This is a genomic window from Curtobacterium pusillum, from assembly GCF_007680845.1.
GTDB lineage: Bacteria > Actinomycetota > Actinomycetes > Actinomycetales > Microbacteriaceae > Curtobacterium > Curtobacterium pusillum_B.
In genome coordinates this window covers 605,846-621,626 of record NZ_VEIY01000001.1, presented here as the reverse complement: position 1 = coordinate 621,626, position 15,781 = coordinate 605,846, and the positions used below count along the sequence as shown (strand labels likewise).

15 protein-coding genes and 1 riboswitch are annotated in these 15,781 nt (G+C 71.0%); of the genes, 6 read left to right on the top strand and 9 right to left on the bottom strand.

Features of this window, described 5'->3' with window-relative positions:
- Positions 1–34: 34 nt before the first annotated feature.
- Together FS825_RS02965 and FS825_RS02960 are read right to left on the bottom strand one after the other, a co-directional pair.
- Complete coding sequence (locus tag FS825_RS02965; protein WP_144710701.1) at positions 35–1,558, bottom strand: ABC transporter permease; 1,524 nt, start codon at positions 1,556–1,558, stop codon at positions 35–37.
- A gap of 235 nt (positions 1,559–1,793) precedes the next feature.
- Positions 1,794–3,554, bottom strand: a complete 1,761-nt coding sequence (locus FS825_RS02960) for an ABC transporter family substrate-binding protein (protein WP_144710699.1) — start codon at positions 3,552–3,554, stop codon at positions 1,794–1,796.
- Positions 3,555–3,840: 286 nt separating this feature from the next.
- Between FS825_RS02960 and FS825_RS02955 the strand changes: the two genes are divergently transcribed.
- Positions 3,841–5,826, top strand: a complete 1,986-nt coding sequence (locus FS825_RS02955) for a S9 family peptidase (protein ID WP_144710697.1) — start codon at positions 3,841–3,843, stop codon at positions 5,824–5,826.
- 143 nt (positions 5,827–5,969) lie between these two features.
- On the opposite strand, the gene gcvP is transcribed toward FS825_RS02955, so the two are convergent.
- Genes gcvP through gcvT form a run of 3 tightly spaced genes read right to left on the bottom strand, consistent with a single transcriptional unit; the run spans position 5,970 to position 10,382 of the window.
- Positions 5,970–8,888, bottom strand: coding sequence for an aminomethyl-transferring glycine dehydrogenase (gcvP, locus tag FS825_RS02950; RefSeq protein WP_144710695.1), 2,919 nt, complete (start codon positions 8,886–8,888; stop codon positions 5,970–5,972).
- Positions 8,885–9,262: a glycine cleavage system protein GcvH gene (gene gcvH / locus FS825_RS02945; protein ID WP_144710693.1), complete on the bottom strand. Its 378-nt coding sequence runs from the start codon at positions 9,260–9,262 to the stop codon at positions 8,885–8,887. Before gcvH ends, gcvP begins: the two co-directional genes overlap by 4 nt.
- A gap of 4 nt (positions 9,263–9,266) precedes the next feature.
- Entirely contained in the window at positions 9,267–10,382 is a 1,116-nt protein-coding gene (gene gcvT, locus FS825_RS02940) for a glycine cleavage system aminomethyltransferase GcvT (protein WP_186377044.1), read from the bottom strand.
- A 169-nt stretch (positions 10,383–10,551) separates the two neighbouring features.
- A riboswitch (glycine riboswitch) is annotated at positions 10,552–10,665 on the bottom strand.
- Positions 10,666–10,759: 94 nt separating this feature from the next.
- Here gcvT and FS825_RS02935 point away from each other — a divergent pair.
- From FS825_RS02935 to FS825_RS02925, 3 genes are read left to right on the top strand one after another with little or no spacing between them, the layout of a single operon-like run.
- A complete protein-coding gene (locus FS825_RS02935; protein WP_144710689.1) occupies positions 10,760–11,134 on the top strand; it encodes a BlaI/MecI/CopY family transcriptional regulator in 375 nt (124 codons plus the stop codon).
- A 13-nt stretch (positions 11,135–11,147) separates the two neighbouring features.
- Positions 11,148–11,909 (top strand): M56 family metallopeptidase, encoded by a 762-nt coding sequence (locus tag FS825_RS02930; RefSeq protein WP_144710687.1) that lies wholly within the window; start codon positions 11,148–11,150, stop codon positions 11,907–11,909.
- A gap of 13 nt (positions 11,910–11,922) precedes the next feature.
- Positions 11,923–12,405 (top strand): FBP domain-containing protein, encoded by a 483-nt coding sequence (locus FS825_RS02925; RefSeq protein ID WP_186377043.1) that lies wholly within the window; start codon positions 11,923–11,925, stop codon positions 12,403–12,405.
- On the opposite strand, the gene FS825_RS02920 is transcribed toward FS825_RS02925, so the two are convergent.
- Positions 12,402–13,112, bottom strand: a complete 711-nt coding sequence (locus tag FS825_RS02920) for a hypothetical protein (RefSeq protein ID WP_144710683.1) — start codon at positions 13,110–13,112, stop codon at positions 12,402–12,404. The two genes, FS825_RS02925 and FS825_RS02920, sit on opposite strands and share 4 nt — an antisense overlap.
- Positions 13,109–13,276, bottom strand: coding sequence for a ribbon-helix-helix domain-containing protein (locus tag FS825_RS02915; protein WP_144710681.1), 168 nt, complete (start codon positions 13,274–13,276; stop codon positions 13,109–13,111). Before FS825_RS02915 ends, FS825_RS02920 begins: the two co-directional genes overlap by 4 nt.
- Positions 13,277–13,334: 58 nt before the next feature.
- Here FS825_RS02915 and FS825_RS02910 point away from each other — a divergent pair, with 58 nt between their 5' ends.
- On the top strand, positions 13,335–13,589 hold the full coding sequence (locus FS825_RS02910) for a hypothetical protein (protein WP_144710679.1): 255 nt from the start codon (positions 13,335–13,337) through the stop codon (positions 13,587–13,589).
- A 12-nt stretch (positions 13,590–13,601) separates the two neighbouring features.
- Here FS825_RS02910 and FS825_RS02905 read toward each other — a convergent pair whose 3' ends face one another.
- Positions 13,602–14,513, bottom strand: a complete 912-nt coding sequence (locus FS825_RS02905; protein ID WP_144710677.1) for a LysR substrate-binding domain-containing protein — start codon at positions 14,511–14,513, stop codon at positions 13,602–13,604.
- 68 nt (positions 14,514–14,581) lie between these two features.
- Here FS825_RS02905 and FS825_RS02900 point away from each other — a divergent pair, with 68 nt between their 5' ends.
- The gene (locus FS825_RS02900) at positions 14,582–15,082 is read left to right on the top strand and encodes a GNAT family N-acetyltransferase (protein ID WP_144710675.1); all 501 of its coding nucleotides are present in this window, start codon (positions 14,582–14,584) and stop codon (positions 15,080–15,082) included.
- Between the two features lie 4 nt (positions 15,083–15,086).
- Here FS825_RS02900 and FS825_RS02895 read toward each other — a convergent pair whose 3' ends face one another.
- Positions 15,087–15,740 carry an NAD(P)-dependent oxidoreductase gene (locus FS825_RS02895; RefSeq protein ID WP_144710673.1) on the bottom strand — a complete coding sequence of 218 codons (654 nt, stop codon included), beginning with the start codon at positions 15,738–15,740 and terminating at the stop codon, positions 15,087–15,089.
- Positions 15,741–15,781 lie beyond the last annotated feature (41 nt).

The window sequence follows — 15,781 nt, the reverse complement described above, 5'->3', positions numbered from 1 at the left end:
CGGTTGTCCTCCTGGTGGTGCAGGTTCGCCGGGGTCATCGGACACGCACCCGCGGGTCGAGGGCCGAGTACGCCAGGTCGGCGAGGAAGTTGAACGCGATCGCCGTGATCGCGATGACGAGGAAGTACCCCATCACCGGGTTCACGTCGGTGATCGAGAGCCCGCTGTTGAACAGGCTGCCCATGCCGGAGATCGCGAAGACGCGTTCGGTGATGATCGCGCCACCGAGGAGCGCCCCGATGTCGGTCGCCACGAGGGTCGCGATCGGGATGAGCATGTTGCGGAGCGCGTGGCGCACGATGACGGTGCGCTCCGGCAGGCCCTTCGCACGGGCGGTGCGGACGTAGTCCTGGTCGAGGACCTCGAGCATGCCCGAGCGGGAGTACCGCGTGTAGCTCGCGAAGCTGATGAGCAGCAGCGAGATCGTCGGCAGCAGCAGGTGCGTGTAGGTGTCGATGCCGGAGATCCAGAAGTCACCGGTCAGACCGGGCGTCTGCGAACCGACGGTCGCGATCGGTCGCGACACGTAGTTCTGCGTGTAGTCGATCCAGGAGCGCATGAAGCGGTCGAGCAGGATGACGCCGGCGCTGAGGAACGCCGTCAGCGCACCGATGCGCATCATCAGCCCACGGTCGTGGCCGCCGACGAAGAAGCCGGACGCGAGCCCGACCAGCACCGTCACCACCGCGAGGATGAAGATCGTCGCACCCGACGACACGTTCAGCAGGCCCTGCAGCGCGAAGTAGCAGATGATCGCGACGAGGACGTTGATCCCCGCGACGAGCCAGGCACGACGGTTCTTCGTGCCGGCGAGGAGCGCCACCATCGCCAGGCCGATGCCGGCGCTGAAGAGGATCACGAACACCGGACCGAGCGACGGGTCGGTGAACCAGCCGGTGGCCTGCATGAGGAGCAGCATGCCGGCGGTCACGACCGCGCTCACCGCGCCGACGACGAGGCGTCGGCGGAGGATGCCGCCCACGATCAGCTGGATGACCAGGCCGACGACGATCGCGATGAGCACGAGGTTCACCGGCGGGATCTTCGGGTCGACGAGGAAGTTGTTGTAGTCGAGCGCGATGAACGACTTCAGGAGCACGGCCATCAGGAAGGACGGCAGCGAGTAGAGGAAGAAGCTGACCAGGGTGATCGAGTAGTCGAAGCCCGAGTAGACGCGGAGGGCGGTGACGACGCCGAGGCCGATGCCGAAGATGATCGCCAGGATGAACGAGAACGTCACCAGCTGGATCGTCGAACCGACGGCCTGCGGGAGGAGCTCCGCGACGGGCTGGTTCGAGAACGTGGTGCCGAGGTCGCACTGCCCGATCACGCACTTGCCGACGCCGGTGATCCACAGGCCCCAGCGGAGGGGCGGGATGAGGTCGAGGTGCTGGGCCGCGGTCCGTGCAGCGATGAGCTGGTCACGGTTCGGCGAGTTGCTGCTCTGGAGGTCCTGCAGGGGGTTTCCCGCGATCGCCGCCAGGTTGTACATGATGAACGACGCAGCGATGAGGATGAGGACCGAGACGAGGATCCGTCTCGCGATGAAACTCACCATGGGCGATGGGTGCCTCTCCGGTGTGGTGGATCGTACTGCTGGTCGTCCGATCGGGCGGCCCGCGCAGCAAGGGTACTGGGTCCCGCTTGCTCGGTCGTCTTCGACCTCGCACAGCGGCGGTTGCCGGGGTCTCCGGCGGGAGGGTGCCGGTCAGGGTCCCGGCTCACGGGAGGGCGCCGGACTCGTCGAGTCCGGCGCCCCCTCGTGTGTGGTGCTGATCAGCGACCGGTCAGGGTCACTTCTTCCAGTCCCAGACGTTCCAGAAGATGCCCGTCTGACCGCCGAAGTACTCGACGCCCTTCAGGTTCGAGCCGGTGGCGAAGAGCCCCGGGCTCTGGAACAGCGGCAGGCCGTACGCCTTGTCGAAGGCGATCTTGTCGATCTGCTGCTTCATGTCGTCGAGCTTCGACGCGTCCAGCGTGGTCTGCGTCTCGACGGCCAGCTTCGAGGCCTCCGCGTCGGAGAACTTGTTGTAGTTGCCCGAGTTGTTGGTCTGGAAGAGCTGCGGGATCGCGGCGTTGCCGGCACCCGGGTTGACCCAGCCGAAGATCGACGCGTCGTAGTCGCCGCCCGCGAGGAGCGAGGACCAGTCGGGCGAGCCGCCGTCGACGACCTTGATGCCGGCCTTGGCGGCCGAGGCCTGGATCGCCTGGAACGTGTCCACGCGGTTCGGGTTCTCGGTGTTGTAGAGGATCTTGATCGACGGGGTGGCGCCGTTCAGGAGCTTCTTCGCCGCGGCGATGTCGACCTTCGAGTACTCGTCCGAGTCGTTCGACTTGACGGACTCCTCGTAGCCCTTCTGACCCGGCAGGTACAGCTGCGAGTCGAGGACCTTGGCGTCCTTGTTGATCGGGGTGACGATCGACTTGAGGATCTGCTCACGCGGGATGGTGAGGAGGAAGGCCTTGCGGACGTTCTCGTCCTTGAACACGGACGCGCCGAAGTTCAGGTCGAGGTGGTCGTAGGCGACCTGCGAGCCCTCGATGACCTTCACGCCGGAGGCCTCGTCGAGCGCCTTCACCGTGTCGGCCGAGGCCTGCGGCTGGATCGCGTCGACCTCGCCGTTCTGGAGGGCGGTGACCTGCGCGTTCGCGTCGCCGATGAAGCGGACGACGAGCTTGCCGAAGTTCACCTTGTGCGAGCCGGTGTACTCCGGGTTCGGCACGAGGGTCATCGACTGCTTCGGGGTCCACGCGGAGACCATGAGCGGACCACCGGAGACGAGCAGCTTCTTGTCGCTCGGCAGGCTGGTCTTGTCGTAGCCCGTGTTGATGAAGTCGGCGACCTTCTTGAGGGTCTCGTTCGCAGCGGCGGGCTTGGCCGGGTCACCGGCGGGGGTGTCCTTGAGGGCCTTGAGCAGGTCGCTGGTGGTCGTGCCCGCCTCTTCCGCGACGACGTGCGCCGGGAACTGGATCGGGTTGACGAGGTTCCAGTCGACGTACGGGTCCTTGTACGTCAGGGTGATCGACGTCTTGGTGATGTCGCTCGGGTAGTCCGTCTTGAACGGGGAGGCCGAGGCGAGCGAGAAGTACTGCGTCCCGCTCGTGACCTTGCCGTCGGCGTCCTGCGTCGCGGAGTCGTAGTAGCCGGACGCCTGCGCCCAGCCGAGGAGGAGGTCGTCAGAGGTGATCGCCTTGCCGTCGGACCACTTCGCGTCCTTGTTCAGCGTGTACTTGACGGTCAGCGGGTCGTCGCTGATCTTCTTCATCGTGCCGAGGTCGGTGTTCGGCGTGATCTTGTAGTCCGAGCCCAGCGTCACGAACTGCGGCTGGGTCATGTAGTTGATCATGCCGTTCATGTCCAGGTTGCCCTGGGGGGTGTTGTAGTTGAACGACGTGACTTCGTTGACCTGCGCGACGGTGACGGTCTTGTTCGACGACGAACCCGACTCGGTGGCACTCGGAGAGGTGGTGCAGCCGGCGAGAGCGATCGCGGCCGCCCCGGCCAGGGCGACGACGCCGAGCAGCTGGCGTCCCCGCTTCTTGGTGATGTTCACTCTGTGATCCTCCTGATGGAATGTGATCGAACGAGCATGAGGCAGGCCTCCACGGCGCGTTCGCAAGAACCTTAGGTGCGTGTCGGAGAGGCCTCAAAATCTCCGGAGCACTTGTTACACACCGGAAACCTGACCGGCGGATCGTTGCGTGACACTGCGGATACTTGCGCCAGGCTGATGCCATACGCAACGTCTGCGCTTGACGACGCAAGTGGTTCTGAACAGTCTTGCAACGGCGCCCGGACTCGGTGAACGCCCGGGGAACGTCTGGCCGTAGCGTGATGGTGTGCTCGCGAACGACATCAACCACCTCCACGTCCCTTCCTCCCCCACCGTCAGCGGCGACCCCCGGAACGGCGGCGCCGCGTACGTCGCGGTCTCGCGACCGGACCTCGACGACGACTCCTACCGCAGCACCCTCGAGCGGGTGACCGCCTCCGGCGCCGACCGCTGGACCGCGGGCGACCGTGACTCGTCGCCCGTCCTCTCCCCCGACGGCCGGCGGCTCGCCTTCCTCCGCGTGGTCGAGGGCGAGCACGGCGGTCCCCGCCCGCAGCTCGCCGTCGCGCCCGTCGACGGTGGCGAGGCCCGCGTGGTCACCGACCTGCCGCTCGGTGCCGGTGACCCGGTCTGGTCACCGGACTCGACGCGCGTGGCGGTCACGGCACGGTTCCCCGAGCCCGGCCGCTACGGCTCCGCCGTCCCGGGAAGCGACCGCCGTCCGGCACCGAACGCCGAGGCGCCCCGGCTCATCACCCGGCTCGACTTCCACGTCAACGGCTCGGGCTACCTGCTCGACAAGCCGCAGCAGGTCGTGGTCGTCGACGTCACCGACCGGGACGCCCCGCTCGTCGACTCGGCGCTGACGAGTGCCCCGTGCTCCCTCGCCGCGCCGGCCTGGTACCCGGACGGCAGCGCCCTCCTCGTCGTCGCGCCGCGGGACCTCGGCGCCCGGGAGACGCACGACGACGACCTGTACCGGGTCGACGCCGCCGACGGCACCCTGACGCTCGCGATCCGGACCGAGGGGTCGGTCAGCGCGAGCACGGTGACGCCGGCCGGGACCGTGTACTACACCGGCGCTTCGCACGCCGAGGGTCGGCTCGTCGCCGAGCCCGAGGGCCTCTGGGTCGGCACGCACGGGTCCGACCCGGTGCGGCTCACGGCGCGCGAGACCGTGGACGTCACCGGGCACCCGGTCCTGCACGGTGCGGACGTCCTCGTCGCCGTGCTCGACCGCGGGACCGTCGGGATCCGGCGCGTGCCCGGTGGGACCGCCTCGCCCCTGCAGCTCGACGAGCTGACGATGGTGCTCGGCGGGCACCTGGTGGTGTCCGGGTTCGACGTCGACGGCGACGTCCTCGTGGCGACCGCGGCGACCCCGACCTCCCCCGGCGAGGTCCTCGTCGTCGACCTGGCCGACGGCACGGACGCCCCGACCGTCCTCACCGACTACGCCGCCCCGCTCCGCGACAGCGCGGCCGCTCCGGGCGTCCGCCGGATCGAGGAGCTCACCGGCACCTCCGCCGACGGCACCCCCGTGCACGGCTGGGTCGTCCTCCCCGAGGGCGAGGGCCCGCACCCCGTGCTCCGCGTCGTCCACGGCGGCCCGTTCGGTCAGGACACCTGGGCGTTCTTCGACGAGGCGCAGGTCTACGCCAGCGCCGGGTACGCCGTCGTCATCGGCAACCCCCGCGGCTCCGGAGGCTACGGCCTCGACCACGGCCGCGCGGTGATCGGCGCGATGGGCACCGTCGACGTGGACGACGTCCTCGCCCTGCTCGACGCCGCCCTGGAGCGCCCGGACCTCGACGGGTCACGTGTCGGCATCATGGGCGGCTCGTACGGCGGCTTCATGACGAGCTGGGTCGCCGCGCACCACGGCGAGCGCTTCGTCGCCGCGTGGAGCGAGCGCGCCGTGAACGCCTGGGACTCGTTCGCGGGCAGCTCCGACATCGGCTGGTTCTTCGCGGACGCCTACGTCGGTGCCGACCCGGAGGAGCAGCGTCGTCGCAGCCCGCTGACCTACGCGGCGCAGGTGTCGATCCCGTTCATGGTGGCGCACTCGGAAGAGGACTGGCGCTGCCCGATCGAGCAGGGCCACCGGCAGTTCGTCGCGCTGCGCCGTGCCGGCGTGGACGCGTCGTTCCTGGTGTTCCCGGGTGAGGGGCACGAGCTGTCACGCTCGGGTCGCCCGCAGCACCGCGCGCAGCGCTTCGAGCACGTGCTCGCGTGGTGGGCGGAGCACCTGCCCGTGACGCCGGTCGCGTAGCCGGCCCAGGACGGACGGGAGGGACGGTGCCAGCTGGCACCGTCCCTCCCGTCACGGCCGTCACCCCGCTGGCGCGGTGCGCCGGTACCGGCGGGTGGGGCCCACCTCCCGTCCGCCGTGTGGTGCGGACGGATCGCGGGTCGCTACGCGAACGCCTCCACCGGCGGGCACGCGCACACGAGGTTGCGGTCCCCGTACGCCTGGTCGATGCGCCGCACCGGCGGCCAGTACTTCCTGGCGCTGATCCCCGGGAGCGGGTAGACGGCCTGCTCGCGCGTGTAGGCGTGCGTCCACTCCCCCGAGATCACCGACGACGCCGTGTGCGGGGCGTGCACCAGCGGGTTGTCGTCGGCCGGCCACTCGCCGCGCTCGACGGCCGAGGCCTCGGCACGGATCGCCAGCATCGCGTCGACGAACCGGTCGAGCTCGGCGAGGTCCTCGCTCTCGGTCGGTTCGACCATGAGCGTGCCCGCGACGGGGAACGACATCGTCGGCGCGTGGAACCCGTAGTCGACCAGGCGCTTCGCGACGTCGTCGACGGTGATGCCGGTGGCGTCACGCAGGGGGCGGAGGTCGAGGATGCACTCGTGCGCGACCAGCCCGGACTCCCCCGTGTAGAGGACCGGGAACGCGTCGCGGAGCCGCGCCGCGATGTAGTTCGCACCGAGCACGGCGGCCTCGGTCGCACGGGTGAGTCCCTCGAGCCCCATCATCCGGACGTAGGTCCAGGTGATCGGCAGGATGCTCGGGCTTCCGTACGGCGCCGCGCTGACCGGCCCACCGCCGTGCGCGTCGCGGCGGGCGTCGTCCGCGGTGACGGAACCGGTCCGGCGGTCGGCGTCCTGCGCGAACGGGTGGCCGGGCAGGAACGGCGCGAGGTGGGACTTCGCCGCGACCGGACCGACACCGGGCCCGCCGCCACCGTGCGGGATGCAGAACGTCTTGTGCAGGTTGAGGTGCGAGACGTCCCCGCCGAAGTCACCGAAGCGGGCGTGGCCGAGCAGCGCGTTGAGGTTGGCGCCGTCGACGTAGACCTGGCCGCCGGCGTCGTGCACGGCGTCGCAGATCTCGCGGATGTCGTGCTCGTAGACGCCGTGCGTGGACGGGTACGTGATCATCAGCGCCGCCAGGGTGTCGGCGTGCTCGGTGACGCGGGCGCGGAGGTCGTCGAGGTCGACGTTCCCGTTCTCGTCGCAGGCCACCACGACGACCTGCATGCCGGCGAGGACGGCCGACGCGGCGTTCGTGCCGTGCGCGCTCGACGGGATGAGGCAGACCGTGCGACCGTCGTCACCACGCGACCGGTGGTACCCGCGGATCGCGAGGAGCCCGGCGAGCTCGCCCTGGCTGCCGGCGTTCGGCTGCAGCGACACCGTGTCGTACCCGGTGACCTCGGCCAGCCAGGTCTCGAGGTCGTCGATCATGTCGAGGTAGCCCTCGACGTCGCCGCGCGGGGCGAACGGGTGCACGTTCGCGAACTCGGGCCACGTCACCGCGGCCATCTCGGTCGCGGCGTTGAGCTTCATGGTGCAGCTGCCGAGCGGGATCATGCCGCGGTCGAGCGCGTAGTCCTTGTCGGCGAGGTGCTTGAGGTACCGCATCATCCGGGTCTCGCTGCGGTGTGCGCTGAACACGGGGTGCGTCAGGTACTCGCTCGAGCGTTCCAGGGCGGACGGGAGGCCCGTGCCCGCGTCCCGCACGGCGGCCTCGGTCGCGGGGACGGTCACGTCCACCGCCCCGAACACGCCCGCCAGCCGGGCGACGTCGTCGGGCGTGGTCGTCTCGTCGACGGACAGCTGGAGGGTGTCGTCGTCCACCCGGTGCAGCAGGTAGTCGGCGTCCTGCGCTGCGGCGACGATCTCGGTCGCGCGTCCGGCTGCCCGCAGGGTCACGGTGTCGAAGAACGCGTCGTGCACGACCTCGAGGCCGGCGTCGCGGGCGGCGGTGGCGAGCGCCGACGTCGTCCGGGCGACCCGGTCGGCGATGAAGCGCAGGCCCTCGGGCCCGTGGTAGACCGCGTACATCGACGCCATCACGGCGAGCAGGACCTGCGCGGTGCAGATGTTGCTCGTCGCCTTCTCGCGCCGGATGTGCTGTTCGCGGGTCTGCAGGCTGAGCCGGTAGGCCATCTGGCCGTCGGCGTCGAACGACACCCCGACCAGGCGGCCGGGCAGCTGGCGTTCGAGACCGGCACGCACGGCGAGGTACCCCGCGTGCGGGCCGCCGAAGCCGAGCGGGACACCGAAGCGCTGGCTCGTGCCCACCGACACGTCGGCCCCGAGGTCGCCGGGGCTGGCGAGGAGCGTCATGGCGAGCAGGTCGGCGGCGACGACCGCGATGCCCCCGCCGGCGTGGACGCGCTCGATGACGGCCGACGGGTCGACGATGCGGCCGGAGGCGCCGGGGTACTGCACGATGACCCCGAAGGCGCCGGCGAGCTGCTCGTCGGTCGGACCGTCGGCGGCGTCGAACGTCCGCAGCGTGATCCCGACGGCGTCGGCGCGGTGGCCGAGCAGCGCCCGCGTCTGCGGGAGCAGGTCGGCGTCGACCAGGAACGCGTCGCCCTTGACCTTGGACGCGCGGCGGGCGAGGAGCATGCCCTCGACCACGGCCGTGCCTTCGTCGAGCATCGACGCGCCGGCGGTCGCCATGCCGGTCAGGTCGGACACCATCGTCTGGAAGTTGATGAGCGCTTCGAGTCGGCCCTGGGAGATCTCCGGCTGGTACGGCGTGTAGGCCGTGTACCAGCTCGGGTTCTCGAGCACGTTCCGCTGGATCACCGCGGGGGTGTGCGTGCCGTGGTACCCGAGGCCGATCATCGCGCGACGGACGGTGTTCCGCCCGGCCTTCGCCCGGAGTTCGGCGAGCGCCTCGGTCTCGCCCACCGCAGCGGGGATGGACGAGTGCGTCACCGGAGCGGCGTGGATCGACTCCGGGATGGCGGCGCGGACGAGCGCGTCGAGCGTCGATCGGCCGACGGCGTCGAGCATCGTCTGCTGGTCGGCCGGCGTCGTGCCGATGTGGCGGTCCGCGAAGGTCGTCTGGAGGTTCGGCCCGGTCATGCGATGGACGCCCGGTACGCGTCGTGGTCCATGAGGTCCTCGGGGAAGGAGGTGCCGTCCACCTTGATCTTGACGAGCCAGCCGGCGCCGAACGGGTCCTGGTTGACGGTGTCCGGAGCGTCGACCACGGCGTCGTTGATCGCGACGACCTCGCCCTCGATCGGGGCGAAGAGCTCGCCGACGCTCTTGGTCGACTCGATCTCGCCGATCTGGTCGCCCGCGGTCGTGGCGGTGCCGACTGCCGGGAGTTCGACGTAGACGACGTCACCGAGCTGTTCGGCGGCGTGGTCGGTGATGCCGACGGTGACGGTGTCGCCGTCGACGAGGAGCCACTCGTGGTCGGCGGTGTACTGGAGTGCGGTCTGGTCGGTCACGAGATCAGCCTTTCTCAGGGCGGCGGTAGAAGGGGAACGCGGTGACGGTGCTGGGGACAGCGGTCCCGCGGACGTCGATGTGGAGGGTCTGTCCCCCGTCGGCGACGGCGGTCAGGGCCGCCGGGTCGACGAAGGCCATGGCGACCGGGTGTCCGAGGGTCGGGGACAGGGCCCCGGAGGTGATCGTGCCGACGACGGAGCCGTCGAGGACCACGTCGTAGCCGGCGCGGGGTGCGCGGCGGCCCTCGGTGACGAGGCCGACCAGGACGCGTGCGTCGGCGGCGGGCGTGACGCCCTCGGCCCCGACGAACGAGCCCGAGGTGGCGACGACCCGGCCGAGGCCCGCCTGCGCGGGACGGACGTCGGTGCCGAGCTCGTGGCCGTAGAGGGGCATGCCGGCCTCGAGCCGCAGGGTGTCACGCGCGGCCAGCCCGGCGGGGACGACGCCCCGGTCGGCGCCCGCGTCGAGGAGGGCGTCCCAGACGGCACCGGCGACCCCGGTGTCGCAGTACAGCTCGAAGCCGTCCTCGCCGGTGTACCCGGTGCGGGCGACGAGGACCTCGGCGCCGTCGAACAGGGCGTGCAGGACCCGGTAGTAGCGGAGTTCGTCGAGCGGGGACTCCGGCTGCAGCCGGTCGGCGACGACGAGCGCGTCGAGGGTCCCCGCGGCTGCCGGACCCTGGATCGCGACGAGCGCCGTCGTGTCGGAGTCGTCGGAGACCTCGACGTCGAAGCCGTCCGCGCGTGCGGTGAGGGCGTCCACCGCGACCGTGCGGTTCGCGGCGTTCGCGACGACGAGGAAGACGTCCCCGTCGGTGCGGTAGACGACGAGGTCGTCGAGGATCCCGCCGTCGTCGGCGAGGAGCAGCGAGTACTTCGCCCGGCCGACCGTCATCGCGCCGAACGACCCCGCGAGCGCGTGGTCGAGGAAGGCGACGGCGTCGGGGCCGGTGACACCGATCTCGGCCATGTGCGACAGGTCGAACACCCCGGCCGCCTGACGCACCGCGTGGTGCTCGGCGAGGTCGGACGAGTACCGCACGGGCATGCGGTAGCCGGCGAAGTCGGTGAAGGTGGCGCCGGCGGCTTCGTGCGCGGCTTCGAGGGGGGACGAACGCATGGCGGAGTTCTCCTGGCATCGGCAGGACCCAACGACCGTCGTCGGGCGGAACTCCCCCTCTGTCATGGGCCTGAGAGTTTCACCGCGGCCCGTGAGGTCCGGCGGCTTTCACCGTGGGCGAGTCACGATCCGACCCGGTGGGGGCATCGTGACTGCTTTTCAGAGTGGCCTGTCCGCTGCGGTGTGGGACCTGAGAGATTGTCGGGGGGATTGCTCCTTCGGTGCGGTGCGACCCGGTGCCGTCGGCGTCCGGGCGGTGCACCGCGTCTCCCGCGACGGATGAACGGCCGGTCTTCAGTTGTCCGGCCCGATCATACCGACCCCGCGTTTCGGGCATGTGTCGCGCTGCGCGCTTCGACATCTCGTAGAATCGCGGGATGGCAGGACAGCGATCGCGCCCCCGCGGGCAGCTCGAACGAGCGGTCCTCGACGCGCTCTGGTCGGCGGACGCGGGGATGAGCGCTCGCCAGGTGCTCGACGTCTTCCCGGAACCCCGCCCCGCACTGACGACCGTGCTGACCGTGCTCGACCGCCTCGGCCGGAAGGGACAGGTGGAACGCGAGCAGCACGACGACGCCCCGCTGACCTTCCGCGCGACGAACAGCCGCGAAGAACAGACCGCGTCCCTCATGTCGAACGCCCTCGCCGCCGCGACGGACCGGGAAGCCGCCCTGCTGCAGTTCACCGGGTCGCTCGCCTCCGACGACCTCGACGTCCTCCGCCGCGCCCTCGACGCCCGAGCACGTTCCTGACGGAGCCGGTGCCGTGATCGTCGCCGGGGTCGCCCTCATCGTGCTGGCACTCGCGGTCGTCGTGCTCGCACCCCGCGTCCTGACGCGCTCGGCCTGGACCATCGACCGTCCCCGCACGGCCCTCGTCTGCTGGTCGGTCGCCGTCCTGCTCGGGATCGTCGGGTTCCTCGCCGGTGTCACGCTCGTCGTGCTCGCGAACCGCCCGGTCACCGATCCGTTCCGCCTCGGCGACTCCCCGAGCCACGGGCTCAACATCGGCGTCGCGCTGCTCGCCGTCACCGCCTTCGCCGTCGCCGTGCGGGTCCGCCCCGGCCCCGAGCACGACGCCGTCCGCGAGGCCATGCGCTCCGGGTCGGCCCCCCACCGCGAGATCGACGGCACGCCGGTCGCCGTCGTCGAGGCCGAGCACGCGCTCGCCTGCGCCGTGCCCGGCCGCTCCGGCGGGGTGCTCGTGAGCACCGGGCTCGCGGACCGGCTGCGCACCGACGAACTGGAGGCCGTGGTCGCCCACGAACGCGCCCACCTGACCCAGCGCCACGCGGTCGCGGTCGGGGTCGCCGAGTCCATCGAGCGTGCGGTCCCGTGGATCCCCGGTGCCCGCGCCATGGCGCGGTCGACCCGCGTGCTCGTCGAGTTCGCGGCGGACGACGCCGCCGCGAGACGCGTCGGACGCGACGCCCTGCGCCGAGCGGTGCTGGTGGCGGACGGGACGAGCGCGCTCGGGGCGATCCGCACCTCCAGGCTGTCGGACGCCCCTGTCGGCGGCGAGGCATAGGGTGTTGAGCACCGTGAAGCCACTGACCGAAGCAGACATCCGTTCGTCGTTCGTCAACGCGACCCCGGACGAACTCGCCCAGCTCCCCATCCCCGGCCTGCACGAGATGCTGTGGGACGAACGCGAGTTCCTCGGCTGGCGTGACCCGCAGGCCGCCCGCCGCGGCTACATCGTGTCGTGGATCGACGAGCGCCCCGTCGGCATCGTCGTCCGCGCTGCGAGCGGTTCCCTGCGGCCGGGCATCGCCGCGATGTGCTCGTTCTGCCACTCCCCGCAGCCGGCCACGCAGGTCCGCTTGTTCTCGGCGGCGCGTGGTGGCGAAGCCGGGCGGAACGGCAACACGATCGGCTCGTACATCTGCGAAGACCTCGGTTGCTCGATGCTGATCCGCACGGCGCCGCCGCACCTCAACCCGCCGGCGACCATCGCGATGCGGGGCGAAGCGCTCCAGCAGCGGATCCGGAACTTCACCGAGGACATCGCGAAGACCGCCTAGCTCGAGCGGGTGTAGCCGTACAGGTCCTGCTGGACGCCGTTCACCCACAGGTCGGGTCCGTCGGGTCGTGCGACGCGGAGCGTGCGGTTGTACGCCTCGTCGAGGATCCGCGGCTCGTACCCGGCCGCCCGCAAGCGCGTCGCCAGGTCGTCGAGGTCGCCGGAGTACTCGAACGAGAGCTCGACGCCGCGCTGGTCCGCGCGGTGCAGCGCGACCGCTCCCCCGCCGACCGCGGTGAAGTCGATCCACACGCCGCTGTCCGACGCGAGCCGGCGGCGGAGGCCCACCGCCTCGGCGACGGCTGCCTGGGCGGTGAGGTCGCTGCCGTACCAGATGGGCATCACCGTGATCGGCGAGGGGCCGCTCGCGGCGGCGGACGCGGAGACCGTCGCGGTCATCGGGAGCGGACCGTCGACGACCAGGAGCGGGCCGATGTCGTCGAGGATGGTCCGGCGCAGCGTGGCTCCGGCCCCGACGAGTGCGCGCTCGAGGGCGTCGAGTGCTTCCGGACCGTCGGTCAGGAGGGTGAGCTCGGTCCGTTCGTCCGCCGGGGCGTCGACGCGGTGGACGGCGAGGATGCCGTCGCCGGCGAACTCGGACCAGACGTCGTCACCGCCGTCGAGCGGTTCGAGGCCGAGCGCGCGGGCGAGTGCGTGCCACGCGGGCGGGTCGGTCGTGTACTGGATCTGCTGCACGGTGATCGTCATCGGGTTCCCCCTTCGGAGTCGGACACGTACTGGGTGGCGATGCGCTCGACGAGGGCGGAGAGCGAGACCCCCTCGTCGATGGCGCGGTGCTTGAGGTCCCGCACCAGGTCAGCGGGGAGGTACACGTTGAACTGCACCTTGGGGCTGTTCGCGCTGGCTACCATGCTAGCAATCTAGCCGATGCCGCTGCTTGTGTCACGGGTCGGTCGGTAGCGTGTGTCCGTGAGCCGGTTCAGCACTGCACGGTGGGCCGTCGTCGAGGAGCTCGGTGACGGCCGGTGGCGACTGTCCGTGCGGGACGAGGCCGACGACGAGCTCGGGGCATTCGGGCTCGGCGTCGAAGGGCCGTGGGACCCGGACGTCGAACCCCACGTGGCGTTCGTGCTCGTGCAGCTCGGACTGACGCTCCGGGGGGCCCGGCCCTGGCGGGAGGACGAGCTGGGCGACCAGCGCGCGCCGGTGCTGCCGCCGTCCTGACGAGCGGTCCGGTCACTCCGTCGCGGACTCGGTCGCGGGCTCCGTCGCGGCGACGAAGTTCCGCAGGATCTCGCGGTCGTCCCCGGCGCGGGCGGCCCAGACCAGCTCGCTCCGGTGCTCGTCCGCCTCGAGCGGGAGGAGCACGACCGAGTCGGGTGCTGCCAACGTGGCACTCTCCGGTGCGAGGGTCACCCCGAGCCCCGCGCCGACCAGGTGCAGGACGGTCGCCCACGTCGTCGCTTCCTGCACCACCACCGGACGCCGGGCACCCGACACGACGGGCGCGAGGTTCCGCTCGGTGGCAACCGAGCCGGCTTCCGCCGGGAAGAAGACGAACGGGTCGTCGAGCAGCTCCGGACCGCGGATCGATGCCCGTCCGGCGAGCCGGTGCCCGCGCGGGACGGCGGCCACGAACCGCTCGCTGCGGAACGGCAGGAAGCGCACGGCCGGGTCCGGGTCGGGGTCGCGCACGATCGCGAGGTCGAGTTCGCCGCGGACGATCCGGGCGAGCAGCGTCGAGGAGTACCCCTCGGTGAGTTCGACCCGGACGAGCGGGTAGCGCTCCCGGAACACCTGCACGCGTTCGATCGGTCCGAGCGGCAGCGCGGAGACGACGAACCCGACGTCGAGCCGACCCGCCTCGCCGCGCCCGACGCGCACCGTCTCGTCGAGGTCCCGACGGGCCTGCTGCAGGAGCGACCGCGCCCGGCCCTGCAGGACGCGTCCCGCCGGGGTCAGCGCGACGCTGCGGCTCGTCCGGACGAAGAGGTCGACGCCGAGTTCGCGCTCCGTCCGCCGGATCTGCTGGGACAGCGCCGGCTGTGCGATCCGGAGCCGTCCGGCCGCCCGTCCGAAGTGCAGTTCGTCGGCCACGGCGAGGAACGCCCGCAGCTGCCGGAGGTCGACGTCGGGCTCGCGATCCATGCACAAAGCGTATCGATCGGAGCGAACGAGTATTGGACGTCGCTCGACGAGCCGTTCAGGATGGACACATGCCCGATGCGACCACCGCCGACGCCCTCACCATCTCCGACATCGCCTCCGCCGCTGACGCCGAGGCGTTCCGGATCCTCAACGAGGCCTGGATCAGCCAGTTCTTCACGCTGGAGGACGAGGACCGCAAACTCCTCGGCGACCCGCTCGGCCAGATCGTCGAGCCGGGTGGTGCCGCGTTCGTCGCACGGCTCGGACAGGACGGCCCGGTCATCGGCTGCGTGGGCATCGCCCTCGTCGCACCCGGGGTGTTCGAGCTCGTGAAGATGGCCGTCTCGCCCGACCACCAGGGACACGGGACCGGGCGACGTCTCATCACCACCGCACTCGAGCGTGCCCGGGCCCTCGGCGCCCACCGCATCGTGCTCGAGAGCAACGCGCAGCTGGCGAGCGCCGTGCACCTGTACGAGGCGTTCGGGTTCCGGCACCTCGGCCACGACGAGGTCGCACCGAGCCCCTACGTCCGCGCCGACGTGCACATGGCGCTCGAGCTCACCTGAGGGCTCACCGCGGCGCGCGGTAGGTGCTCCCGTCGCAGGTGTGCACGGCCGAGTCGTCCAGGAGCGTCCGCAGGTTGTAGGCCGCACAGTCGACGAACGTGCCGATGCTCATCGAGGTCGAGGACCGGTGCAGCTCGCCCTTCGACGGCCCGTCGGAACCGATGCCCGCGCGGTGCACCATCCACTCGACGTCCCGCGCTTCCCGGTCGAGGTACCGCATGACCGCTTCGTTGTCCGCGTGCTGCCCGATGTAGCCGCGGGCGATCGTGCTGCGGACGAGCCGGAGCACCGGGGACAGCCGCTTGTCCGGCGCCGCGCTCAGACCGCCCGCCTGGTACAGGAACCGGCGGGTGCGACTCCTGCGCATCGCGGGCACCAGCGACCGGACGAACTCCGTGTTGACCAGGCGCTCGCGCTGCGCGGCGGCATCGCCGACCATCATGACGACCCCGTCGACCCCGTCGAGGAGTGCATCGAGGTCGAGGTCGTCGCCGATCGACCCGCGCACGACCTCGAGTTCGTCGTCGGCGGCCTGCAGCTTCTCAGGCGTCCGCGCGACAGCCCGGACGTGGTGTCCGGCGGCGAGCGCGAGGCGGGTGAAGTGCTGTCCGGTCTGTCCGGTGGCGCCGAACACCAGGAGGGACTGTCGCGTTGTCATGCGCCCAATCTAGGCACTGTCTAGCAAATAGGCAATGACTA